This is a genomic window from Paenibacillus sp. NN59 (assembly GCF_057597225.1).
Genome location: NZ_CP199678.1, coordinates 3410571 through 3430249, shown reverse-complemented (window position 1 = coordinate 3430249; position 19679 = coordinate 3410571). Strand labels below are relative to the sequence as shown.

General features: G+C 44.9%; 17 protein-coding genes. 5 read left to right on the top strand and 12 right to left on the bottom strand.

Translation table 11 applies throughout. The features are described 5' to 3' along the window. Positions 1-123 precede the first annotated feature (123 nt). Positions 124-1038 (bottom strand): LysR family transcriptional regulator, encoded by a 915-nt coding sequence (locus ACT89M_RS15100; RefSeq protein ID WP_341180906.1) that lies wholly within the window; start codon positions 1036-1038, stop codon positions 124-126. Between the two features lie 53 nt (positions 1039-1091). Between ACT89M_RS15100 and ACT89M_RS15095 the strand changes: the two genes are divergently transcribed. Further along, complete coding sequence (locus ACT89M_RS15095) at positions 1092-2021, top strand: alpha/beta hydrolase fold domain-containing protein (protein ID WP_487345316.1); 930 nt, start codon at positions 1092-1094, stop codon at positions 2019-2021. 190 nt (positions 2022-2211) lie between these two features. Here the strand turns inward: ACT89M_RS15095 and ACT89M_RS15090 are convergent, their stop codons facing one another. The 5 genes from ACT89M_RS15090 to ACT89M_RS15070 all read right to left on the bottom strand — a co-directional run bounded on the left by ACT89M_RS15090 (position 2212) and on the right by ACT89M_RS15070 (position 7789). Continuing rightward, positions 2212-3597: an erythromycin esterase family protein gene (locus tag ACT89M_RS15090; RefSeq protein ID WP_154888822.1), complete on the bottom strand. Its 1386-nt coding sequence runs from the start codon at positions 3595-3597 to the stop codon at positions 2212-2214. 201 nt (positions 3598-3798) lie between these two features. Next, the gene (locus tag ACT89M_RS15085) at positions 3799-4296 is read right to left on the bottom strand and encodes an SMI1/KNR4 family protein (RefSeq protein WP_487344732.1); all 498 of its coding nucleotides are present in this window, start codon (positions 4294-4296) and stop codon (positions 3799-3801) included. Between the two features lie 83 nt (positions 4297-4379). Further along, positions 4380-4535 (bottom strand): hypothetical protein, encoded by a 156-nt coding sequence (locus tag ACT89M_RS15080; protein ID WP_186809654.1) that lies wholly within the window; start codon positions 4533-4535, stop codon positions 4380-4382. A gap of 92 nt (positions 4536-4627) precedes the next feature. Continuing rightward, positions 4628-6241 carry a xylulokinase gene (locus ACT89M_RS15075; RefSeq protein ID WP_487344731.1) on the bottom strand — a complete coding sequence of 538 codons (1614 nt, stop codon included), beginning with the start codon at positions 6239-6241 and terminating at the stop codon, positions 4628-4630. A gap of 369 nt (positions 6242-6610) precedes the next feature. Next, entirely contained in the window at positions 6611-7789 is a 1179-nt protein-coding gene (locus ACT89M_RS15070) for an MFS transporter (protein ID WP_154888828.1), read from the bottom strand. 123 nt (positions 7790-7912) lie between these two features. On the opposite strand from ACT89M_RS15070, the gene ACT89M_RS15065 reads away from it, so the two are divergent. Then, on the top strand, positions 7913-8803 hold the full coding sequence (locus ACT89M_RS15065) for a LysR family transcriptional regulator (protein ID WP_154888830.1): 891 nt from the start codon (positions 7913-7915) through the stop codon (positions 8801-8803). 42 nt (positions 8804-8845) lie between these two features. Further along, positions 8846-9409 carry a GNAT family N-acetyltransferase gene (locus tag ACT89M_RS15060; RefSeq protein WP_154888832.1) on the top strand — a complete coding sequence of 188 codons (564 nt, stop codon included), beginning with the start codon at positions 8846-8848 and terminating at the stop codon, positions 9407-9409. Positions 9410-9457: 48 nt separating this feature from the next. Here the strand turns inward: ACT89M_RS15060 and ACT89M_RS15055 are convergent, their stop codons facing one another. Together ACT89M_RS15055 and ACT89M_RS15050 are read right to left on the bottom strand one after the other, a co-directional pair. Next, positions 9458-9811 carry an SH3 domain-containing protein gene (locus tag ACT89M_RS15055; RefSeq protein WP_154888834.1) on the bottom strand — a complete coding sequence of 118 codons (354 nt, stop codon included), beginning with the start codon at positions 9809-9811 and terminating at the stop codon, positions 9458-9460. 59 nt (positions 9812-9870) lie between these two features. Next, a complete protein-coding gene (locus tag ACT89M_RS15050) occupies positions 9871-10518 on the bottom strand; it encodes a TetR/AcrR family transcriptional regulator (RefSeq protein ID WP_154888836.1) in 648 nt (215 codons plus the stop codon). A gap of 114 nt (positions 10519-10632) precedes the next feature. Here ACT89M_RS15050 and ACT89M_RS15045 point away from each other — a divergent pair, with 114 nt between their 5' ends. Next, positions 10633-12201 (top strand): FAD-dependent monooxygenase, encoded by a 1569-nt coding sequence (locus ACT89M_RS15045; RefSeq protein WP_487344730.1) that lies wholly within the window; start codon positions 10633-10635, stop codon positions 12199-12201. Between the two features lie 74 nt (positions 12202-12275). Here the strand turns inward: ACT89M_RS15045 and ACT89M_RS15040 are convergent, their stop codons facing one another. The 4 genes from ACT89M_RS15040 to ACT89M_RS15025 all read right to left on the bottom strand — a co-directional run bounded on the left by ACT89M_RS15040 (position 12276) and on the right by ACT89M_RS15025 (position 18367). Beyond that, a complete protein-coding gene (locus ACT89M_RS15040; protein WP_487344729.1) occupies positions 12276-13868 on the bottom strand; it encodes a glycoside hydrolase family 43 protein in 1593 nt (530 codons plus the stop codon). A gap of 81 nt (positions 13869-13949) precedes the next feature. Next, the gene (locus tag ACT89M_RS15035) at positions 13950-15947 is read right to left on the bottom strand and encodes a YjhG/YagF family D-xylonate dehydratase (protein ID WP_487344728.1); all 1998 of its coding nucleotides are present in this window, start codon (positions 15945-15947) and stop codon (positions 13950-13952) included. Between the two features lie 18 nt (positions 15948-15965). Beyond that, complete coding sequence (gene gucD / locus ACT89M_RS15030; protein ID WP_487344727.1) at positions 15966-17432, bottom strand: alpha-ketoglutaric semialdehyde dehydrogenase GucD; 1467 nt, start codon at positions 17430-17432, stop codon at positions 15966-15968. A gap of 56 nt (positions 17433-17488) precedes the next feature. Further along, complete coding sequence (locus tag ACT89M_RS15025) at positions 17489-18367, bottom strand: fumarylacetoacetate hydrolase family protein (RefSeq protein ID WP_090916193.1); 879 nt, start codon at positions 18365-18367, stop codon at positions 17489-17491. Positions 18368-18722: 355 nt separating this feature from the next. Between ACT89M_RS15025 and ACT89M_RS15020 the strand changes: the two genes are divergently transcribed. Beyond that, on the top strand, positions 18723-19637 hold the full coding sequence (locus tag ACT89M_RS15020; RefSeq protein WP_487344726.1) for a helix-turn-helix domain-containing protein: 915 nt from the start codon (positions 18723-18725) through the stop codon (positions 19635-19637). Positions 19638-19679 lie beyond the last annotated feature (42 nt).

The following is a 19679-nucleotide window of genomic DNA, read 5'->3' as shown; positions in this document are numbered from 1 at the left end:
CAATATCATTTGATAATAAAGTATATCATTTTATGATGTGAGTCAAATGTACTTAACAGATTAGGGATAACGCAGTCAGATGTTCACATGGATGTGATCAGCCTCGCATACCAGGTATGCAGCTCATTCCGATTGGGGACTAATATGTTTAACCAGATCCGTCAGCTTGGTTGTAAATTCTTTAACCATTTTGGGAATCGTTTCATCCGTTCTTGTGATTCTGCCCAATATAGCTGTACCGTCCGAGGTGAACTGATGTATAGGAACGGTGACTAACTGCTCCTGATAGATGGAAGACAACGCAGTTACGATAAAGTCGGGAGCAATAGTAACTGCATTTCCCTTAACAACCATCTGACACAGAGCATCTGTGTTGTTGGTGATTAAAGATATACGGTTACCATCACTGGCAGACATTAAATGGTGCGCTATTTGTTCGATATGTTCATCTTTATACAGAACAAACACCTCATTTTTCAATACTTGAGGAGATATCGTTTTGTAGAAACGCAGGGGCGATTGCGTATTCATGATTAACACAGCATTGCCTTTAACGATAGGAACCCATTTCAATGAAGTATTCTGCTGGCTTTTACTGTAAGAGAGCAATCCCATGTTGGCGTATCCATCCTGAACGTGTTTCATTACGGTTTGGGTATCTCCTTCGATCATCTGAACTTTAAGTGCGGGATACGTATGCATAAGTTCTAACGTAGCTTGAACCACTTGAGGAACCAAACCTGGAATGGTGGAGATCGTGATGCTCTCGATATGTTCTTCTTTAAGGCTGAGTAAGTCATGATGCATATGATCCAAGTTGTTGAGTATAGCTGCGGCATGCTGCAGCACGAGCTCTCCTTCTGCCGTGGGCACAACTCCCTTTTTGGTACGATGAAAGATAGTGGTGTCTATCTCTTCTTCCAATTGTTTAATGGACTGACTGATCGTTGGAACTGTGAGATGATGAACACTTGCGGCCTTTGTAAACGAACCACACTGTGCAGCAGATATCAGATATTGCAGCTGTGAAATATTCATTCTATCCTCCATATCTTTAAATAATTATTTAGGATACTAAATTATATTTAAATATCATTTATGATTATATTCAAGTATTCTTTATACAGGAGGTTGATATTATGCGAAGCATTCGAAGTTTTCTAGTAGAAATGCTGCTGAAGATGACGAAACAAAAGCTTGATGCAAAAGAATTTATGGAGCAGCGAAGAAAAATTAACAGCATCCCTTATGAAGTACCTGCCAAACTTAAACATAAGTATAATATAACGAAGGAACGCAGCCTCCCGGTAGATACGTATGTGTTGAAATCTGATTCACAATCGGACCGTCGGATCGTTCTATTTTTGCCTGGCGGAGGATATGTTGAGCAGCCCTTGACATGGCATTGGCATTTTTTGAACCAACTGAGGAAGCAGTTACATTGTACGGTGTACGTCCCTGTTTACCCTAAAGCACCGAACTATCAGTATATGGACGCGATTGAGAGTGTTCTCATGGTTTATCAGCATCTATTAAAAATAGCTAAACCCGAAAACATCGTCATCATGGGTGACTCTGCAGGTGGTGGCCTGTCACTAGCCTTTGCGCAGTATCTATTAGAACAAGGACTGCCGCAGCCCAAGGACATTATTCTGTTGTCACCCTGGCTTGATATAACATTAAGCAATCCGGCAGTACTCGCCATGATCGACAAAGAACCTATGTTGAACTGGGATATGCTGGTCGAGGCCGGGAAAAGATACGCCGGTGAAACTCCGCGCTCCCATTACTTGGTCAGCCCCATCCATGGAGAGATTAAAAATCTGGGTAAAATTTCATTATTTATTGGAACACATGAATTTTTCCTTCCGGATGCCTGCAAATTCAAAGAAAAAGCAGCCCGCCAATCCGTTGATATCAACTATTTCGAGTATCCAAAAATGAATCATGTCTTCCCTGTATTTCCGATACCTGAAGCGAAAAAGGCGCTTAAACAGATTGTAGACATTATCCAAAAATAAGCAGAAGTAACAATAACATTTTAGAAAAAAGACATTTGTAAAAAGTCTAGTCTAAAACTAAATTAAATTAAAAAAAGCCGCTATAGAGCGGCTTTTCCAAATGTCCTGAGCACTTTCCTTCAATTACTCGGCTCGTTTAGTTCGTTAGGTATCCTTAGATTTTTTGCAAAAATTAGATTTTGTGCTAATTCTACTTTGTTGAAGGATGAATGTCGCGGATCAACAAGATTCCGTCATATTGATCGCGAGGAATCATCTTTTCATCCAATACGCCCCACGCCTTGGCTATACGAGGTGTAAACATCCATTCCGTCGCTGGGCTTAATTTTTGGTCTCTCATGTTGATAAATCGGGCTGCCTCCATTTCCGTTCCTAGAATATCTTCCAGGCTACCCTTATCATGAGATTGAACCTGTTCCTCTTCGCCATTATTTTTGGATGAGCTTCCTTGGTAAGCAAATAAACCGATTACATAATTAGCTTGCTTCAGTGAATAAGGCAGAAGCTCCCCCATGGTGGGATATGGATTCTCGTCAAAATCATAACCGTTATGCTCTGTGATCATCGTAGAATTGTGTTTACGAATGTGATAGTTATGTCCCCATACGATCATTTTTTCATTGGGATATACCGTTTTGGCAAGCCAAGTCAGGTTATCGGCCATAACGCGATCACGTTCATAACTCGCCATTTGTAACTGCTTCTCAGGGTCAATTCCAGCAAACATGTTTATGATGTGTGGATGATAGCTATCCAGCATATCCAAACGGTTTTGCAATACACGTTCAATCAAGGGTACCAAGTCGGATTGTTTTGGCTGTGCTTGATGTAATTCATCTTGATTTTCGCTTACGAATTGCTGAAGAGCTAGATATTTTTCTTTAATCTTCTTTTTCTGCTTGTTGAATTCATCCATGTCGGTAATCGTGTTCATTTTCAGATACCATTGTTCCGTTTGAGCAAAACCGCTCGCTTTACTTGGATCGACTTGGGCGAACCAATCTTTGATGAACGTGATAAAAGACTCCTTTGGGCCTTGTGCGTCGAATCCAGTTAAAATCAATGGATGATCGGTCTTGCTCTGCTCTGCAATGTATTCAAACAAGGGCAAGTTTTCTTTGACCTGCCACACACCAAAAACAGAATTTTTCATCAATTGTTCCGGCGTCGACTGATGTACCTGAGAATACGCAGTAGCTGTATCCGAAAGATTAGACTCGAATGCGATGACGTTAAATCCTAATTCCTCATGCAAAAATTGGACTAGCCGCACTTTCATCGAATTGTACTCAGATGCACCATGCGAAGCTTCGCCCAGACTAACGATTTGTTTATCCGCTAAAATAGAATTCAAAAACTTCAAATCATTGTATTCATCCTCTTTTTGCAGTTTGATCGATGTGATCGTTTTGGCATTTGTACGAACGTGTTCTTTCCAGATTAGATCGGAAGACATAAGGCTCTCTTGTCCCTCTTTAGAAGATCCTTCCATATATGCCGTTGCACTCACAGACACCATACTTAAGCTGCAGATTACTGCTGTAGATAATAAAACCTTTTTGTACCATGGATTCATTAGGCTGACACTCCTTCTGCTATGATGAAGTTCAGCTTAACATTCTCCGTTTAAAACCAGTCCACGTGATGTTTAAGTTTTGTTTAAGAATGGTAACGGTATAAAGATCATGGAAACTCAAAAAAAGCAGCTTCACCTAAAGACTGTGCTCCCATGTTTACAAGTCGTATAACCTGTGGGTGTAACTCTGCAGTCAACTTCTTAGTAAAGTTTAATCGAATCGGACATTATTTGTCGTAAAAAATGATGCAAATTGTCTGCGATTTTGTTAACCTCTTCAAACTCAGGTTCTTCTCCTCGTACAATAGAGCCAATCTCATTGTTTAAATCAATGGCATAGAAAGAATATCCATCACGAACAGACATCATAATCGGCAGATACTTCTCCCACCATGTCGTAATTTCTGATCGCCACGCCTCATCGTCCACTGCTGCATCCAGGCTGATTAATTCAAATTCATTCCAGTGAAAGTCCGAATCAGAGCTATTGTTGTAGTCTGCCTCACACAGGAACCACGTCTGCTCGCTAGGTGTCATACATTGGTTGATTACGCGCAAAAACGCTGTATATTCCGCGGGAATATCCGTGTATCTAGTGAGTAAACGAGGATCCAGATGGAGGTCACGTTCGGATTTAAGAGTTACAATCCATCCGTTTGACTCAGCCCAAGTCACAAATTCCAGAATCGTTTTATTCATAACGTACATCGCCCCTATCGTACAAGATTTTCCTCCAGAACGTTTGAGCATAGTCTAGTCCATCTGAAAAATAAGAGCTACAGTTAACCTTCATCCTTAAAATGGAAATGTTCGTGATGGATTGAATCCATTCCTGCCAGCTTCCCCGTTTTTTTGTGGTAAAACGCAAAGTTATGATTCAGCGGCATTCGCAGCAATTGATAATTGTGATCTCGGGGTAAAGTGTCGATTTCTTTCACGGCCTCCTCCCTCGTGCTGTACATGCCAATAGGAAAAAAATTAGGAAAGTGTGCAGAGGCATCTACTGCGAATATTCCCCAAACGAATTCAGTCAATGGATTTCATCTCTTTTCTGTAAATGATCGCCTGCTGCTTGCTCAATTGCTATTCCTTTCGTGTACCTTTCCATAAAGCGGTTGAACCCGTTCACATCAGAAATGTCCGGATCAATCTTCAGGGCTTCGATGTCTTTGAATACTTTCAGATGGAGGTAATCTGTCAAACTTTCGTTTTTCTCCTTACAAACCATATAGGAAGCTAATATGGCTATACCCCATGCACCACCCTCACCAGCAGTCGGCATGACAGATACGGGAACGTTAAGTGCAACTGCACACATTTTCTGGCCAACGAAGGGCGTCTTGAATAGTCCGCCATGTGCCAAGATCTGGTCAACCTTTACATTCTCCCTCTGCGTTAAAATGTCCATTCCGAGCCTTAATGTGCCAAACGCACTGAACAGATGCGTCCTCATAAAATTAGCGAGTGTAAAGCGGCTCTCTGGAGAACGAACAAATAACGGACGCCCCTGAGTCATACCGGTAATTTTCTCTCCCGAATAGTAACCATAACTTAGCAAACCGCCGCCATCCGGGTCTGCTTCGAGGGCTTTATTAAACAGAACATGGAACAAGTGACTGGCGTCAGCTTTATATCCTAATGCTTCATAAAACTCATGAAAAATTCTGATCCATGCATTGATATCACTAGTGCAATTGTTGGCAAGAACCATACCAACAGGACTTCCATCCGGTGTAGTCACAATGTCAATCTCGGGATACACCCCTATATCTTTATCCAGAACAATCATAGCAAAAATAGATGTTCCTGCGGATAGACTGCCGCTACTTGTATGGATACTATTCGTAGCTACCATGCCTGTTCCTGCATCCCCTTCCGGAGGGCAGAACGGAATGCCTGCTTGTAGATCGCCAGACGGGTCGATGAGACGTGCACCGGCTTCATGAAGATAGCCTGCATGTTCACCAGCCGAATAAACAGAAGGTAAAAGATCTTCAAGTTTCCATGGGTAATCTTTATGGCTAATGAATTCGTTGAACTGCTCAATCATCTCTTCATTGTATCCTCTGGTCATCCTATTGACCGGGAACATGCCCGAAGCATCGCCCACACCGAGCGCTTTATTACCTGTTAGAAGAAAGTGCATGTAACCCGACAACGTTGTCATATAGTTAATGTCCCTTACATGTTCTTCATCGTTTAAGATGGCTTGGTAAAGATGCGCAATACTCCATCGCTCCGGAATTTTATATTGGAACTCCCTGGTTAAGAATGTTGCTGCATGACTCGTTGCGATATTACGCCAAGTCCGAAATGGAACTAACAATTCTCCCATGCTGTCCAAAACAAGATAACCCTGCATCATGCCGGATAGTCCGATGGAGCCTATGCTGCTCAGCGTTACTTCATAATGCATCATAACCTGCTGTTTCAGTTTAGCGTACACTTCTTGCAACCCTTGAATTATCTCATCAAGATGATAAGTCCAGTAGTGATTGTTCCATTGATTTTCCCATTCGTAGCTGCTGGAAGCAATGATGTCAAATTTGTTATTGATCAGAACAGCCTTGATCCGGGTTGATCCAAATTCAATGCCAAGCGAGGTTTCTCCGCTGACAATCGCTCGTTTGAGATATTGATCCATTATGGCTCTGCACCACCTTTTACTTGAACTTGGTGTGATAATAACATGTTTACAACACTTTGTATATTGGATAAACTAAGTATCGCCAATGAGAAGTAAAAAGACATGCCCAATGCTCACTTGCCTAAGATGGATCTAAACAACACTTTGGGCAAATGAAAATAAGACATGTCTCACAAAAATACGATTATTTTTAATTTATGGAGTACTAATGAACAGGCACGGATGAGCCTAATCCTGCACCCTTCTTTTCTGATAACAGAGATTCAAGATTCGTTCTGCGGCGATTTGTACTATGAATTTGTGTAGGATCTGTAACAGCTTAAGCGCTCTAATTCAATGATGAACCTGATTTTGGTAATTTTCTTATCAGCTTTTTTGCGCTTCATTACCCTTAGGAGCTCCAACAGCTTTTCTCCCCATGTTCATGGATAACTGTACACTAATCATTAGCATTACAATGACCAGCATGGCAATAATGGATACGTTAAACCGTCCGCTGAGATCAAAGATCCATCCAATAACAAGTGGACCGAAGGCACCCATGATATAACCTCCCATCTGTGACATTGCTGACCACGACCCTGCTTCCTCGGCCGTATTTGTTGCCATAATGGGTAGCATCAGCGCTAGTGGAAACAATCCACCAGCCCCGATACCTAGAAAAATAACGGCTGGTAGCATGGGCACAGGCAACAAAAGTAACACTAAACCGATGAGTTCTGAGACACTACACAAGACAAGCCATAGTTTGATCTTGCCTGAACGGTTTACAAGATTCGGAATCAGTAATGCAACAGGAACTTGAATCAATGTAAACACGGTCAGAAGCAACGCTGCGTTTGGTGCGCTGTATCCGAAGCTAAGAGCGATTGGCGAAATCCAAGCTGTCAAGCTATAGAACATGCTGGCCATGAAGCCAAAAAACAAAGTGAATTGAATCGCTTTTTTATTACCCAGAGGCAGTTTAACGCGTTGTGATCTGCTGCTGGAGGGTTTGTTTTTTCGAATGAGTAAGGTCCAGAAGATCACAGCAATGAAACCAAAAGCGGCCCAGCAGGACAAGGCTAGTGAAAGATTGTGTTGATTTTGATTATAAATCGGAATGGTTAATCCGGATGCCAATGCTGCCCCAATCGTCATCGATACAGAGTAAATACTCACTATGCTTGGGCTTGCCGGGAAATACTTTTTAATAAAACTTGAAAGTAGCGGTCCCGCAAAGCTGATGCCGATCCCTCCGACTAAGGCGGTAGCAAGTAGTAAAGTAACAGATTGATCTACACTGCGAAGTGCAGTGGCGAGTGTGATAAGCAGAAGCGAGAGAAAAATAGTTCGCTCCAAACCGAGCCTCTGACTTAATGTGGTGGCGACAGGAGCAAATAATCCCATACACAGGACAGGCAGTGTGGTCAGAAGGCTTGCTGTTAATGCGCTTATACCTAACTCGGTTTGAATCATGCTCATCATGGATGCGACAGAAGTAATGATAGGTCGCAGGTTCAATGCCGCAATAAATAGAGCGATTAAATATAATGTTTTTTTCATGGTTCTTTTCCTCCCGGTTCTTCTTGAAGTCACTTTGAGTATACGTCCGCTCTAACCATTGATCAATCCAATAATTCGTATTATTATGATAGTAAAATACTATTATTAAACGAGGAGAAAAAGATGGATACTCGAAATATAACGTATTTTATAGCCGTCTTTGAGCATCTTCACTTCACAAAAGCCGCAGAGATTCTCGGGATTTCACAGCCTACATTAAGTCAGCAGATACGTCTGCTGGAGGCTGAAGTCGGTATGCCTCTTTTCGATCGGATTGGCAAAAAAGTTGTGGCAACCGAGGCTGGAAGGCTGCTCCATCAATACGGAATGAAAATGATTCAGGCTGAAATGGATGCAAAAAGTGCGATTCAAGAACTTGTATCTGAGAAGCGTGGAACGGTCCGGCTTGCTGTGTTACCCTCTGATCTTGATTTTCAACTTGTTCCGCTGTTTGTTGAATTCAAGACTCGGTACCCTCATACGAAGCTACAGGCTTTTTCAACCATTTTCGTTCGAGACGAAGTACTAACACATAAAGTAGATCTTGGTATTGGTCTTCGTGGTCCCAAGGACAAGCGCCTTGTGCAGATTCCACTGGGAAGTGAGCCTTATGAACTGTTTGTTCATGCATCCAGTGATCTTGCAAAAAAACATGAAATAACCCTGGAAGAATTGACCCGGCTCGCGCTGGTCATGTATCCCAAAGGGTATATTGGCAGAGATTTGGTGGATGAGGTTTTTCGGGAGCAAGGCTTGGAGTTAACTACGGTTATGGAAGCAGGTTCTGCTTCTTCCCTATTGCAACTGGTAGCTGCAGGTATTGGTGCAACGATCCAGCCAAGAGAACTGTTAAAGCAGCATTCTGGCTGGGAAGATATCGTAACGATTCCCATTGTTGGGCCTGCACCTGTTCGACACATGGAGTTGACCTACTATGCGGATCGATTCATTAGCAAAGCGCAACACCAACTAGCGGAGTGGTTGATTGAATTTTTTAAATCGAAAACGAACTAGTGAAAAGCGAAAATTCGAAGAGAATAAATGAGGTTTTATAAAATGGAGAAATCGAAAGACGTATTTGCCGTTTCGGAGCGTTTAGTGATTCGAAAGTTCGGCATGCAAGACGTTCAGTCCTTCTATCAATACCGCTCTAATCCCGATATTGCTCGCTTTCAATCGTGGGAAAATTATACGCTCCAAGATGCAGAATCATTTGTCGGCCATCAATTAGAATCTTTCCCTGATCAGCCGGGTAGGTGGTTTCAATATGCGGTTGCTTTGGCTGCGTCTGATCAGATTATCGGAGATTGTGCGATTCATACACTTGGAGCCGAACCTAGAATTGTCGAGCTTGGATGTACTCTCGCGCCTGAGCATCAAGGGAAAGGATATATGCATGAAGCACTTTGTGCCCTACTTGACTATATTTTCGGTACACTGAACAAACATAAATTGATCGCTTTTTCCGATGTGCGTAACACAAAGTCTATTCACGTTCTGGAACGTTTGGGCATGAGACGCGAAGGACATTTGCTCGAAAATTACATGTCCAAAGGTCATTGGATTGATGAGTATCAATACGCGATTTTGCAATCGGAATGGCTAAACATGCGTAAGTAATCTTTGTGAAGAAATGGGTTGTTCCATTATGACGTAGAACCCAACGGGTCATTGTTCTAATGGAGTGATGACTTTGTTGGGCACCCAGCCCTTCTCCCCTTCAGTTGTATGTACATAGCTCCATTCGTTTAGTTCTCGTTCTTTTTGCACTACCGTACCTGGAGCCACGTTTAGTTCGTATGCTGAGTAGTCTTCTTGTACTTTTGCCATTTGTTCTTCATTAGGCGTGCTCAGTATTTGCTTGGGTACCCAGCCACGCTTCTTAGACTCGATAGATTCACAAAAAATCCAGTTCGGAAATTCAGTATCTTCTTCTCCGTAATGAACGATATCTCCCTTAGCCAGAACAATAGGGTCTGGATAATTGGACTTATGCGGGTGAATCACTTTGTATTGCTTCATATGTACTCCCTCCAGAATGTAATTCTTTAAAAAGTGAACCCAACGATCAGGACAATTCTTCATTTTTTATAATAAATGATGTGTTGCCCATAGGCGCGAAGAAAGACACGTACCCCTTCAGTGATGATTCGCTTGGTTTGTTCATCCTGAAAATTTTCAATTTTTTTCGGTTGATTAAATACCATTAAAAACGTTAATGCGGCGAAATGCTTTGTAGCCAGTTCAGGATCGGGCACATGAAGAAGTCCGTTTTCTCCCAACTCGGTAAACCTCCTGATTAGCCCCTCCTCTGTTGCATTGTCTAACTTTTCTAAAAAAGAGATGGGTAGGTTGGCTTCTTCCATCGTAACCAGACGGATCAAAGCACTGTAATCAGAAGAACCGTTCGCAGAAGCTACGAATTGTTCACAGAAGGATATAAGAGCCTGCTCCAAATCCTCGAATTCCGAGAGATAGTCTGTTATTCCTTGTTTGATCATGTCCAAAACCGCCCAACTTGTGTCTTCCACAACAGCAAGCAGCAAGTTTTGTTTGTCACCGTAATAATCATAAACTGTCCTTTTCGAAACGCCTGCTTTAGCTGCGACCGCATCAACGCTGGAACGATCAAACCCATCTGAGAGAAACAAATCACGTGCCGCCGCAATAATTTTCGCTCTTTTGTCAGAAGAGCCTTTTCGTACTTTTTTGTTTTCCGTAGTATTCATCCTTAAGCTTCCCCCCTAAAACTATACTATCAAAAATGAGTTCCTCTTTACAAACTACACTGCACGGTGTAGTTTAGTTATATAACCTATCCATGATCAAGGAGGAATTTATTTATGAACACGCCGCAGTCTTTTGTTGATGTTCTTATTGTTGGGGCTGGGCCTACAGGACTGACACTCGCCTGTGACCTTGCGCGTCGAAACGTAGACCATCGGATTATCGAACGAAGCACCTCGTATAACTTAGCGTCCCGTGCCAAAGGAATTCAGCCCCGTTCGCTTGAAGTCGTTGATGATTTGGAAGCCGTTCGTTACATTATGGAAACCGGTGTCGTAGATTTACCTGTCCGCTATTATAACGAGGATGGCAGAAGTATGGTTAAGCCCTCTATTACCGTTGCAGCTAGCGCTGAACTGGGTTCACCCTATCCAGATCCGGTCTGGATTGCTCAATTTGATGTGGAAAAGGCGCTACGTGACCGATATGAGATGCTTGGCGGTAAAGTGGAGTTGGATATGGAAGCTGTAGGACTTGTTCAAGACTTGGAGGGTGTGCAGGTAACGGTGAATACACCAGAAGGAAAAGAGCAAATTCATGCCCGTTATGTGGTTGGCGCTGATGGTGGGAAAAGTAGTGTTCGCAAATTTATCCATCATCCATTGGTCGGGAATACATACGATCATGAACGCTGGTATCTTGGCGATGTGCGTTTGGAAGGACTAGATCGTGATCATATCCATATCTGGACTTCTCCGGAAGGGATGATTGGAGTAACGCCATTACCGAAATCCGACATTTGGCAACTGCAAGCTACCATTCCGTCAGAGATTAAGGAACCGGAAAAGCCATCGTTAGAAGTGTATCAGGATATGTTTAACCGTCGGGCAGGTGCTGGGCATGTTCAGTTTATCGATGCCTCCTGGCTATCTATCTACCGGATCAACGTGCGAATGGTTGAATCTTACCGCAACGGTCGGGTTTTTCTTGCCGGAGACGCTGCGCATGTTCACTCGCCAGCCGGAGGGCAAGGCATGAATACCGGGATGCAGGACGCCTACAACCTAGGATGGAAACTGGAATCCGTCATACGCGGAGCAAACACCACCTTGCTTGACACCTATGATGAGGAACGTCGTCCCGTAGCACAAGCGGTGCTTGAGGATAGCACCAAAAAAATGGGAGCGATTCTAGGGACAGCGACTGAACGTGGAGCATTATCCCAATCCTTAAGTACCGTATCCGATGATCTAACGAGCGGACTTCTTATTTCTTATCGTTCAAATTCTCTTACCCTCCCCTCTCATCAAGCCAATGTTACCCGTTCAATGCCTGGAGATCGTGCTCCTAATGCCAAGGGTCTGCAAAGTGCTGAGTTCACAGGAGATGTCTTTGACCTGTTGCGCGGCCCACACTGGACTCTTTTCGCTTTTGTAAACCGTACAGACCACCTTTCTCTAATGGACTTCACTTTTGATGAACTCCATACGCACTGCATTGTGCCATCACATGTCGAAGGGGAAGAATGCATTATTGACGCAGCAGGTAATGCCTATCAAATGTACGATATTACAAGCGAGACACTTTTATTGATTCGTCCTGATGGCTACATCGCATTACGCACTTCCATTGAGGACAGCGCACAGATTCTACAATACCTGAACTCTATGTATCACGCGAACTAGGTTATCCGCTTTAAACTTCTGTCGCTCAACCTAAAGATGGCCCCCGTGAAAACAGGAGCCATCTACATCGTTTTTTATGATGTAGAATAACGAAAATAATCAAAATCAGCATGTTTGCGGGTTCCACCCAGATCTTGCACACAAAGACCAATATAGGTTCCCGTGAACCGGATGTATTCCGGGGATTCATCGCATAGATGGGTAATATCCGTCCACTCACCGATCTGTTTCCATGACGCTTCACGATCTCCTAACGCATAGTAAAAGCAGGCACGATCATGATGGACGACTACTTTTAAACGAATTGGATTACCTGTCTGTAGCGGAATATCTTCCTCCAAAAGCTCATCATACACCCCATATTTAGACTGAAGGATGCCAATGCACAGTCCCTTCTCTTCTTGATGCGTCACCCTAAGGTAAAGGTAATCCTGCGTATCGTAATAGAGGATCAGTCCAGCCATCTGCTGTGGATAATCAGGCGCAAATTCCAGACACGTTTCAGCTTCACACTCGAAAGCCTCGAGTCTGCGAGCAAGCAAGCTTTGTCTATGGGTTGAACTCATCGATTCCATCCCATACAAACGTAAATAGCCAGGACGTTCCTTCAGTGTCAGCCAAGTGGCGTCCGGCGGGATACGAAGAGTGTTCCAGTCGTTACGAAGCTCGCTCTGATCAAAGTGGTCCATCTCCGCTGACGGCTCAAACGGCTGAGGCTTTATATTCGGTGCGGATACTTGAAGTTCTGGATATCGATCCCCGCTTGCAAGCCTTAACCACCCATCCTCGCTCCACGTACAGCGCTGCAGAGCCGTTTCACGTCCAAGGACACAGTGTTTCTCCTGAACAGGTCTGCCCACCAGATGTGCCATGTACCATTCGCCCGTGTGCGTCTCGACGAGACATCCGTGACCTGCCTTTTGCAGTGGTAAATCCGTTCTACCGTGTGATGTGAGGATCGGATTGTTCGGATCAACTTCATACGGGCCTTGTAATGTACGTGAACGGGCAACCGTCACAGCATGCTCATAACCTGTTCCGCCTTCAGCGGTTACTAAATAATAATAACCATTGTGTTTATAAAGATGTGGTGCCTCTGTCAGTCCCAGTTCTGTTCCTTTAAAAATGTTGATAGCACTTCCGACCAGCTTCTGCTCCTGAACCGAATACTCCTGAAGTACAATACCTGCAAAGCGGTTTTTGCCCTTACGATGATCCCAAATCATGTTTACCAGCCACTTACGTCCATCTTCATCATGAAACAGAGAAGGATCAAAGCCGCTGCTGTTCAGATAGATTGGTTCAGACCATGGCCCTTCGATATTTGTTGCGGTCACGAGGTAGTTGTGAGTATCTTTAAAAGCACCTATTCTACTCTTCACATCCGTATATATTAGATAAAACATACCGTGATCATAGCTGAGACAAGGTGCCCATACGCCTCCAGAGTTGATATTCCCCTCCATGTTTAACTGGGATTTTCGCGTCAATGGTGAAGGTAACGCATGCCAGTGAACTAAATCCTTGGAGTGATGAATGCGGACACCTGGGAACCACTCGAAGGTGGATGTGGCAATATAATAATCTTCTCCTGCCCGGCATATGGAAGGATCGGGATGAAAGCCGGTGAGGATTGGATTGGTAATCATGGTTGTGGTTGTATTCATGAAAGCAACCTCCGGTAAAAGTAATAGCTATGAAACATTGCTGGCTAGCACATGGTAAAAGAATGCGTTGATTGCAGGGTCTCAGTTCCAACCGAGCGCCTTTTTGCCAGCCTCAAGTGCAGTTATGATGCGGTCTACATCGTATATATTCCCTCTCCAGGTGCCTCCACTGACCGATTGCAGCGCTGCCCACAAGCGTGTATCGTCAGGCAGTGCTTGGTCTGGTCGCATATCCGGATGAAAAGGCCGCTGTGCCAGGATCAATGCTCCTTTTTCGGGAGAAACTTCGATCCCCTCCGCTCCGACAAAATTAACACTTCCATCCAGCGTGTTCCGATCTACGACAATGTCAATTAAATCACCGTTTCGCAACTTTCCGATGGGACCGCCGGCAAGCGCTTCCGGTCCAACATGACCAATGCATGCACCGGTAGATACACCGGAGAAGCGGGCATCGGTAATGAGCGAAACATGTTTTCCAAAGGAAAGATGTTTAAGTGCAGAAGTAAGTTGATACGTTTCCTCCATCCCTGTTCCAGATGGCCCACGTCCAAGCAGGACTATAATATCACCCGCGACTATTCCACCTGTTTTAATTGCACGGATGGCTTCACGTTCAGTGGTAAATACCTTGGCCAACCCCCTGTGACGATATACTCCTTGTTCATCGAGTACATCCGGGTCAATGGACGTAGATTTGATAACAGAGCCTTCAGGAGCAATATTGCCCGTTGGAAATGTCACAGTAGAGGAAATGCCCAGCCGCTGGGAGTGTTCCGCACTCATAATGACACTGTCCGGATCGATGCCATCGACCTCTTGCAATTGTTTTCGCATAACATGACGACGCTCAGACGACTCCCACCAATCCATGACGTGGCTAAGAGATGTTCCTGTTACCGTCTTCACACTTTCATCCAACAAACCAAGACGTCTAAGGTGAAGCATAGCTTCCGGTACACCACCTGCCTGAAAAACCCGAATGGTTGGGTAAAAGATCGGGCCATTTGGCAATGCACTCACCAGTCTCGGCACATGTTTATTGACCTGAATCCAGTCCTGTACATCGGGCAAGGTTAAACCGGCTGCATGTGCAATGGCAGGAATGTGAAGCAGCAGATTGGTAGATCCGCCGAAAGCTGCATGTACTACCATGGCATTGCGAATTGATGCATTGGTGATAACATCTGCCATTTTCATTCCTTGAGTCTCCATTTGGATCAGCGCACGCGAGGATTGCCGAGCCATCTCAAGCCAAATCGGTTGTCCTGACGGCGCTAGAGCGGCATGAGGCACAGTCATGCCCAGTGCCTCAGCTACAACCTGCGCGGTTGCCGCTGTTCCTAGAAACTGACAGCCTCCGCCTGGTGTCGCACAAGCGCGGCAACCTAACTCCGACGCCATTTCTAAAGAAAGCTCTCCATTGGAGTACCTTGCACCAATGGTCTGAATCTTGCCCGCATCTTCCCCATCCGTAGGCGGAAGAGTTACACCGCCAGGAACAATAACGCCTGGCAACTGTGGCATACCTGCGAGGGCAAGCATCATAGCGGGCAGTCCCTTGTCACATGTTGCAACACCAAGCACACCTTTGCGTGTGGGCAAAGACCGAATCAATCGGCGAAACACCATCGCGGCATCATTTCGGTATGGCAGTGAGTCGAACATACCGGTTGTTCCTTGCGATCTGCCGTCGCAGGGGTCGCTGACATAACCGGCAAAAGGAATTCCACCGCGGCTGGACAATTCATCCGCTGCTGCTTTCATCAGCAGTCCAACTTCCCAGTGCCCCGTATGATAACCGAGTGCTGTCGGACTGCCATCCTCATTCCGGATACCGCCTTGGGTACTTAAGATCAGATACTGTTTTCCATTTAACTCTCCAGGCTTCCAACCCATACCCACATTCTGAGACATACCGAACAAGTCGCCACTTGGCGCGTTTCGCAGTAAATCATCGGTTAGTGGCAGACGCCCTTCCACCCCGGGAGCATGGGCTTGAATCGTGAAGAGGTCAGATTGATTGTTACTCAGATCAGGCGAATTTTCACCCATAATGGATCGAATCTGTTCGTACATGATATCCCTCCCCGCGGTTTAAGATTTCACGAAGACGGTTTTGATTGCGGTGAAAAATTCAATAGCGGCCTGACCTTGCTCTCTGGAATGGGAACTGGACATCTTCATCCCGCCAAATGGAGCCTGTAGCTCGACACCCGCTGTTTCCGCATTAATTCTTACAAGTCCAGCGTCCATATCACGAATAAACGAAAGCATCGATCCAACGTTTTGTGTATAGATTGAAGCACTTAATCCATAGTCGCTATCATTGGCTAGCTCTATAGCTTCTTCAATGGAATCTACAGGCATTAAGGCCAGCACTGGGCCGAATATTTCTTCTCTAGCGATCGACATATGGGATTCGACACCTTCAAATACTGTCGGCTGTACATAGAATCCTTCTGCAAGCTCAGGACTGTCCGGTCTGTTCCCACCGGCTAATAGTATTGCACCCTCATCCTGTCCTTTTTGAATGTAACTCAGGACTGTATTAAGCTGTCCTTCACTTGCGCATGGACCCATCCAGCTCTCGCCAGACATACCATCGCCCAAACGAATTTCCTCAACTTTTGCCAGGAGCTTTTCCTTGAAAGCATCATAGACTTTTCGTTCAATGATTACGCGGCTGGTCGCCGTGCATTTCTGACCCGTTGATTTCAGGCCACCGCTAATCGTTCCTTCCACAGCCAAATCCAGGTCAGCATCAGCTGCAATGATGACCGGGTTTTTGCCACCCATTTCAAGCTGATATTTGGCCCCCCGAGAAAGTACAGCAGCACCGACCCGTTTACCCACTTCATTGGAGCCCGTAAACGTAATCCCGTTCACATCTGGATGTTCAGCCATTGCAGAACCGATTACCGAGCCTTTACCACACACCAGGTTGAGAACGCCAGCCGGAAGGCCCGCTTCTTCAAAACATTCCAATACTTTGGCTGCTGTAACCGCTGTCTCCTGTGCAGGTTTCAAAACAACCGTATTGCCATAGACCAACGCAGGTGCAGCTTTCCAGATCGGGATAGCTACCGGGAAGTTCCACGGTGCAATTACACCAACAACACCAAGCGGTACACGCGTTGTAAACATTAGAGCTTCGCTGTCTGTGGACGGAATGACATCACCCGTTTTACGCATGCCTTCACCTGCGTAATATCTTAAGATCGCAACACCGCGCATTGTTTCTCCTTTGGCTTCAGGGAACGTTTTCCCCATTTCTCTCGTCATCGCTTCTGCGACTTCATTCGCTCTGCGTTCCAGTACGTTTGCCGCCTGAAAAAGAAAATTACCTCGTTCAGCGCCAGTTAACTTCCGCCATGACTTTGCCGCTGCTTTTGCTGCTGTCACGGCTTGATTCAGGTCTTCCACGCCAGATGCAGGTACATGCCCCACCACTTCATTTCGATTGGCCGGGTTGATGCTAGCGTCTGTTTTTCCACTGGCAGCTTTCACCCATTCTCCATTAATAAAATTGCTATAGGTCTGCTCTAACTGAAAAGTGCTCATTGTTTTCATCCTCTCTAATCAGTCATTAGAATTTAGTATTTAGAATTGTCGGATTGTCACGAGTTCGAAATAACGGGATTAATTAGCGTTCCGATGCTGCTGATTGAAATCTCGATACGGTCTCCTGGCTCAAGTGTAAAATCATTTGGCGGTACAATATTAGTACCGGTCAGAAGTACTGTACCGTCGAACAAGTCATTGTCTCTTGCCAAAAACGAAACCAGTTCATCCAGCTTACGGTTTAATTCACTCGTGCTAGCATCACTTTTTACAATGACTTCTCCATTGCGATAGATCTCGCAAATAATGCTCAGGTCATAGGGATTCTGCACCGTTTCCGCTAGCCGGATCGCTGGCCCGATAGAACAAGAATTGCGCCATATTTTGGCCTGCGGCAGATACAGTGGGTTCTCCCCTTCGATATCCCGGCAGCTCATGTCATTGCCTGCGATGTATCCTACAATGCTGCCATCAGCGGCAAGCACAAGCCCAAGCTCGGGCTCTGGAATCTGCCATGTGGAATCACTGCGGAGCGTGACCGCTTCATTGGGTCCAATGGTACGAGCAGCTGTGGATTTGAAAAAAATTTCCGGACGTTCTGCATCATAAACTTTATCGTAAAAGGTAGTCGCATCCAGCTTGCCATCCGTTGCTTCATAATTACGAGCTTCCCGGCTTCGCTGATACGTTACACCTGCTGCCCATACTTCGGGTGCTTCAATGGGGTTGACAATATGCAGGGTTGTCCAATCGTCGGTCAGTTTGTTTACAGGTTTAAAAGCGCTTTCAACAAGTTGGACTGTTGAAATGCCCTGTTCTCTCGCTTGGTAGATTAAGGTCATGAAATCGGTCTGTGGCAAACGATAGGCTTGTTCATCATCCGTCACGGCTGCCAGCCACTTCTGTTCTCCATCCAGAAATCGAATAATTCGCATATAAACGTGCCTCCTGTGCCCCTATTGGGTTGATAATTCTAGATTAGCATTCACCATGTCTCATGACGATGTTCTAATCACTCCGACCATTTACCCTTTTCACGCATCAACTTTCTGTTAAGATAAGGATATCAGTTTCACAAGGAGCTGATTTACACAGACACTCCGATGACAGAATAACCTTCCAATCGCTGTTATCCCCAGATTTTTTTAATTCCCCTTGTAAGGTGAAAATCCGGTGATAAAGGCGACCGCTTCGCTTTTTCAGGTTTTTTCTGTCCTCTCCGTTTTTGTGTAAAGGGTTAGTTCAAACATAAACAATCTTAAAAATTGTACAGGATGAGGGGGACTTGCTGTGGCGAAGCATTCAGAAGGGATGTATTTAGGCCGTTTGCCTGATGTTCGTCTGTCGTTCCAATTAATGGGGTTGCATGCCAGAAAAGCAGATTCGAACTGGACATATCCATCCCATGAACATTCGATGTATGAAATTCATTGGATGATGGAGGGTCAGATGAGCATGGTGATCAATGGAAAATTGAATCAGCAGTCCAAAGGAGATCTTTTGTTCATTCGTCCGGGAATCACCCATGCTTGCACAGGGGCAGGGCCAGAAGGGTTTACCTATTTTTCAGTTCATTTCAGTGTGCACGATACTTCTTTTTGCCGGGAACTCAACCGCAGCAAAGACACCTACTATCCAGCAACATCGAATCTGGCCATGGCGATGTCCCCGATCCTCTCTACGTTGTATGATCTGTCCACAGAGCATTTGTCTGAATCCTTATCCTCCTCGAAACAAATGAAGGTGCATGCCGCTGTATTTGAGCTTCTTGGCTCGCTAGTTGGACAGTTATCGGAAAACGCATCCGTTACTGTATCCAGAAAAGAGGCGATTGCCCATCAGATCGCTGAGTATATCGAGGACTCGGTAAGATATATCCATCTACATAGTGAGATTCAAGAAACGGATAGAACCTGGATTCAGGATATTGCAAAATCGCTCAACTTGAGCACGTCACAGGTCAATCGAATTTTCCGAGAAGTGTACGGTCAGGCGCCGCGCAAGTATTTATCCGAAACATTACTGAACGAAGCACAGCGGCTATTAAAACAAACGGATCTGAATATTGATCATATTGCCATGATGCTCGGATACAAAACGAATGCACATTTTAGCCGCCAGTTCAAACGGTGGACAGGCATTGCGCCAAGTGAATTTCGCGTGCATGCCCAGCAGGATGTGATGAGTCTTACGCAAGAACAATAATGCGCAAAGATGGAGAAGAACGTACTGTTTAAATGAAACGCG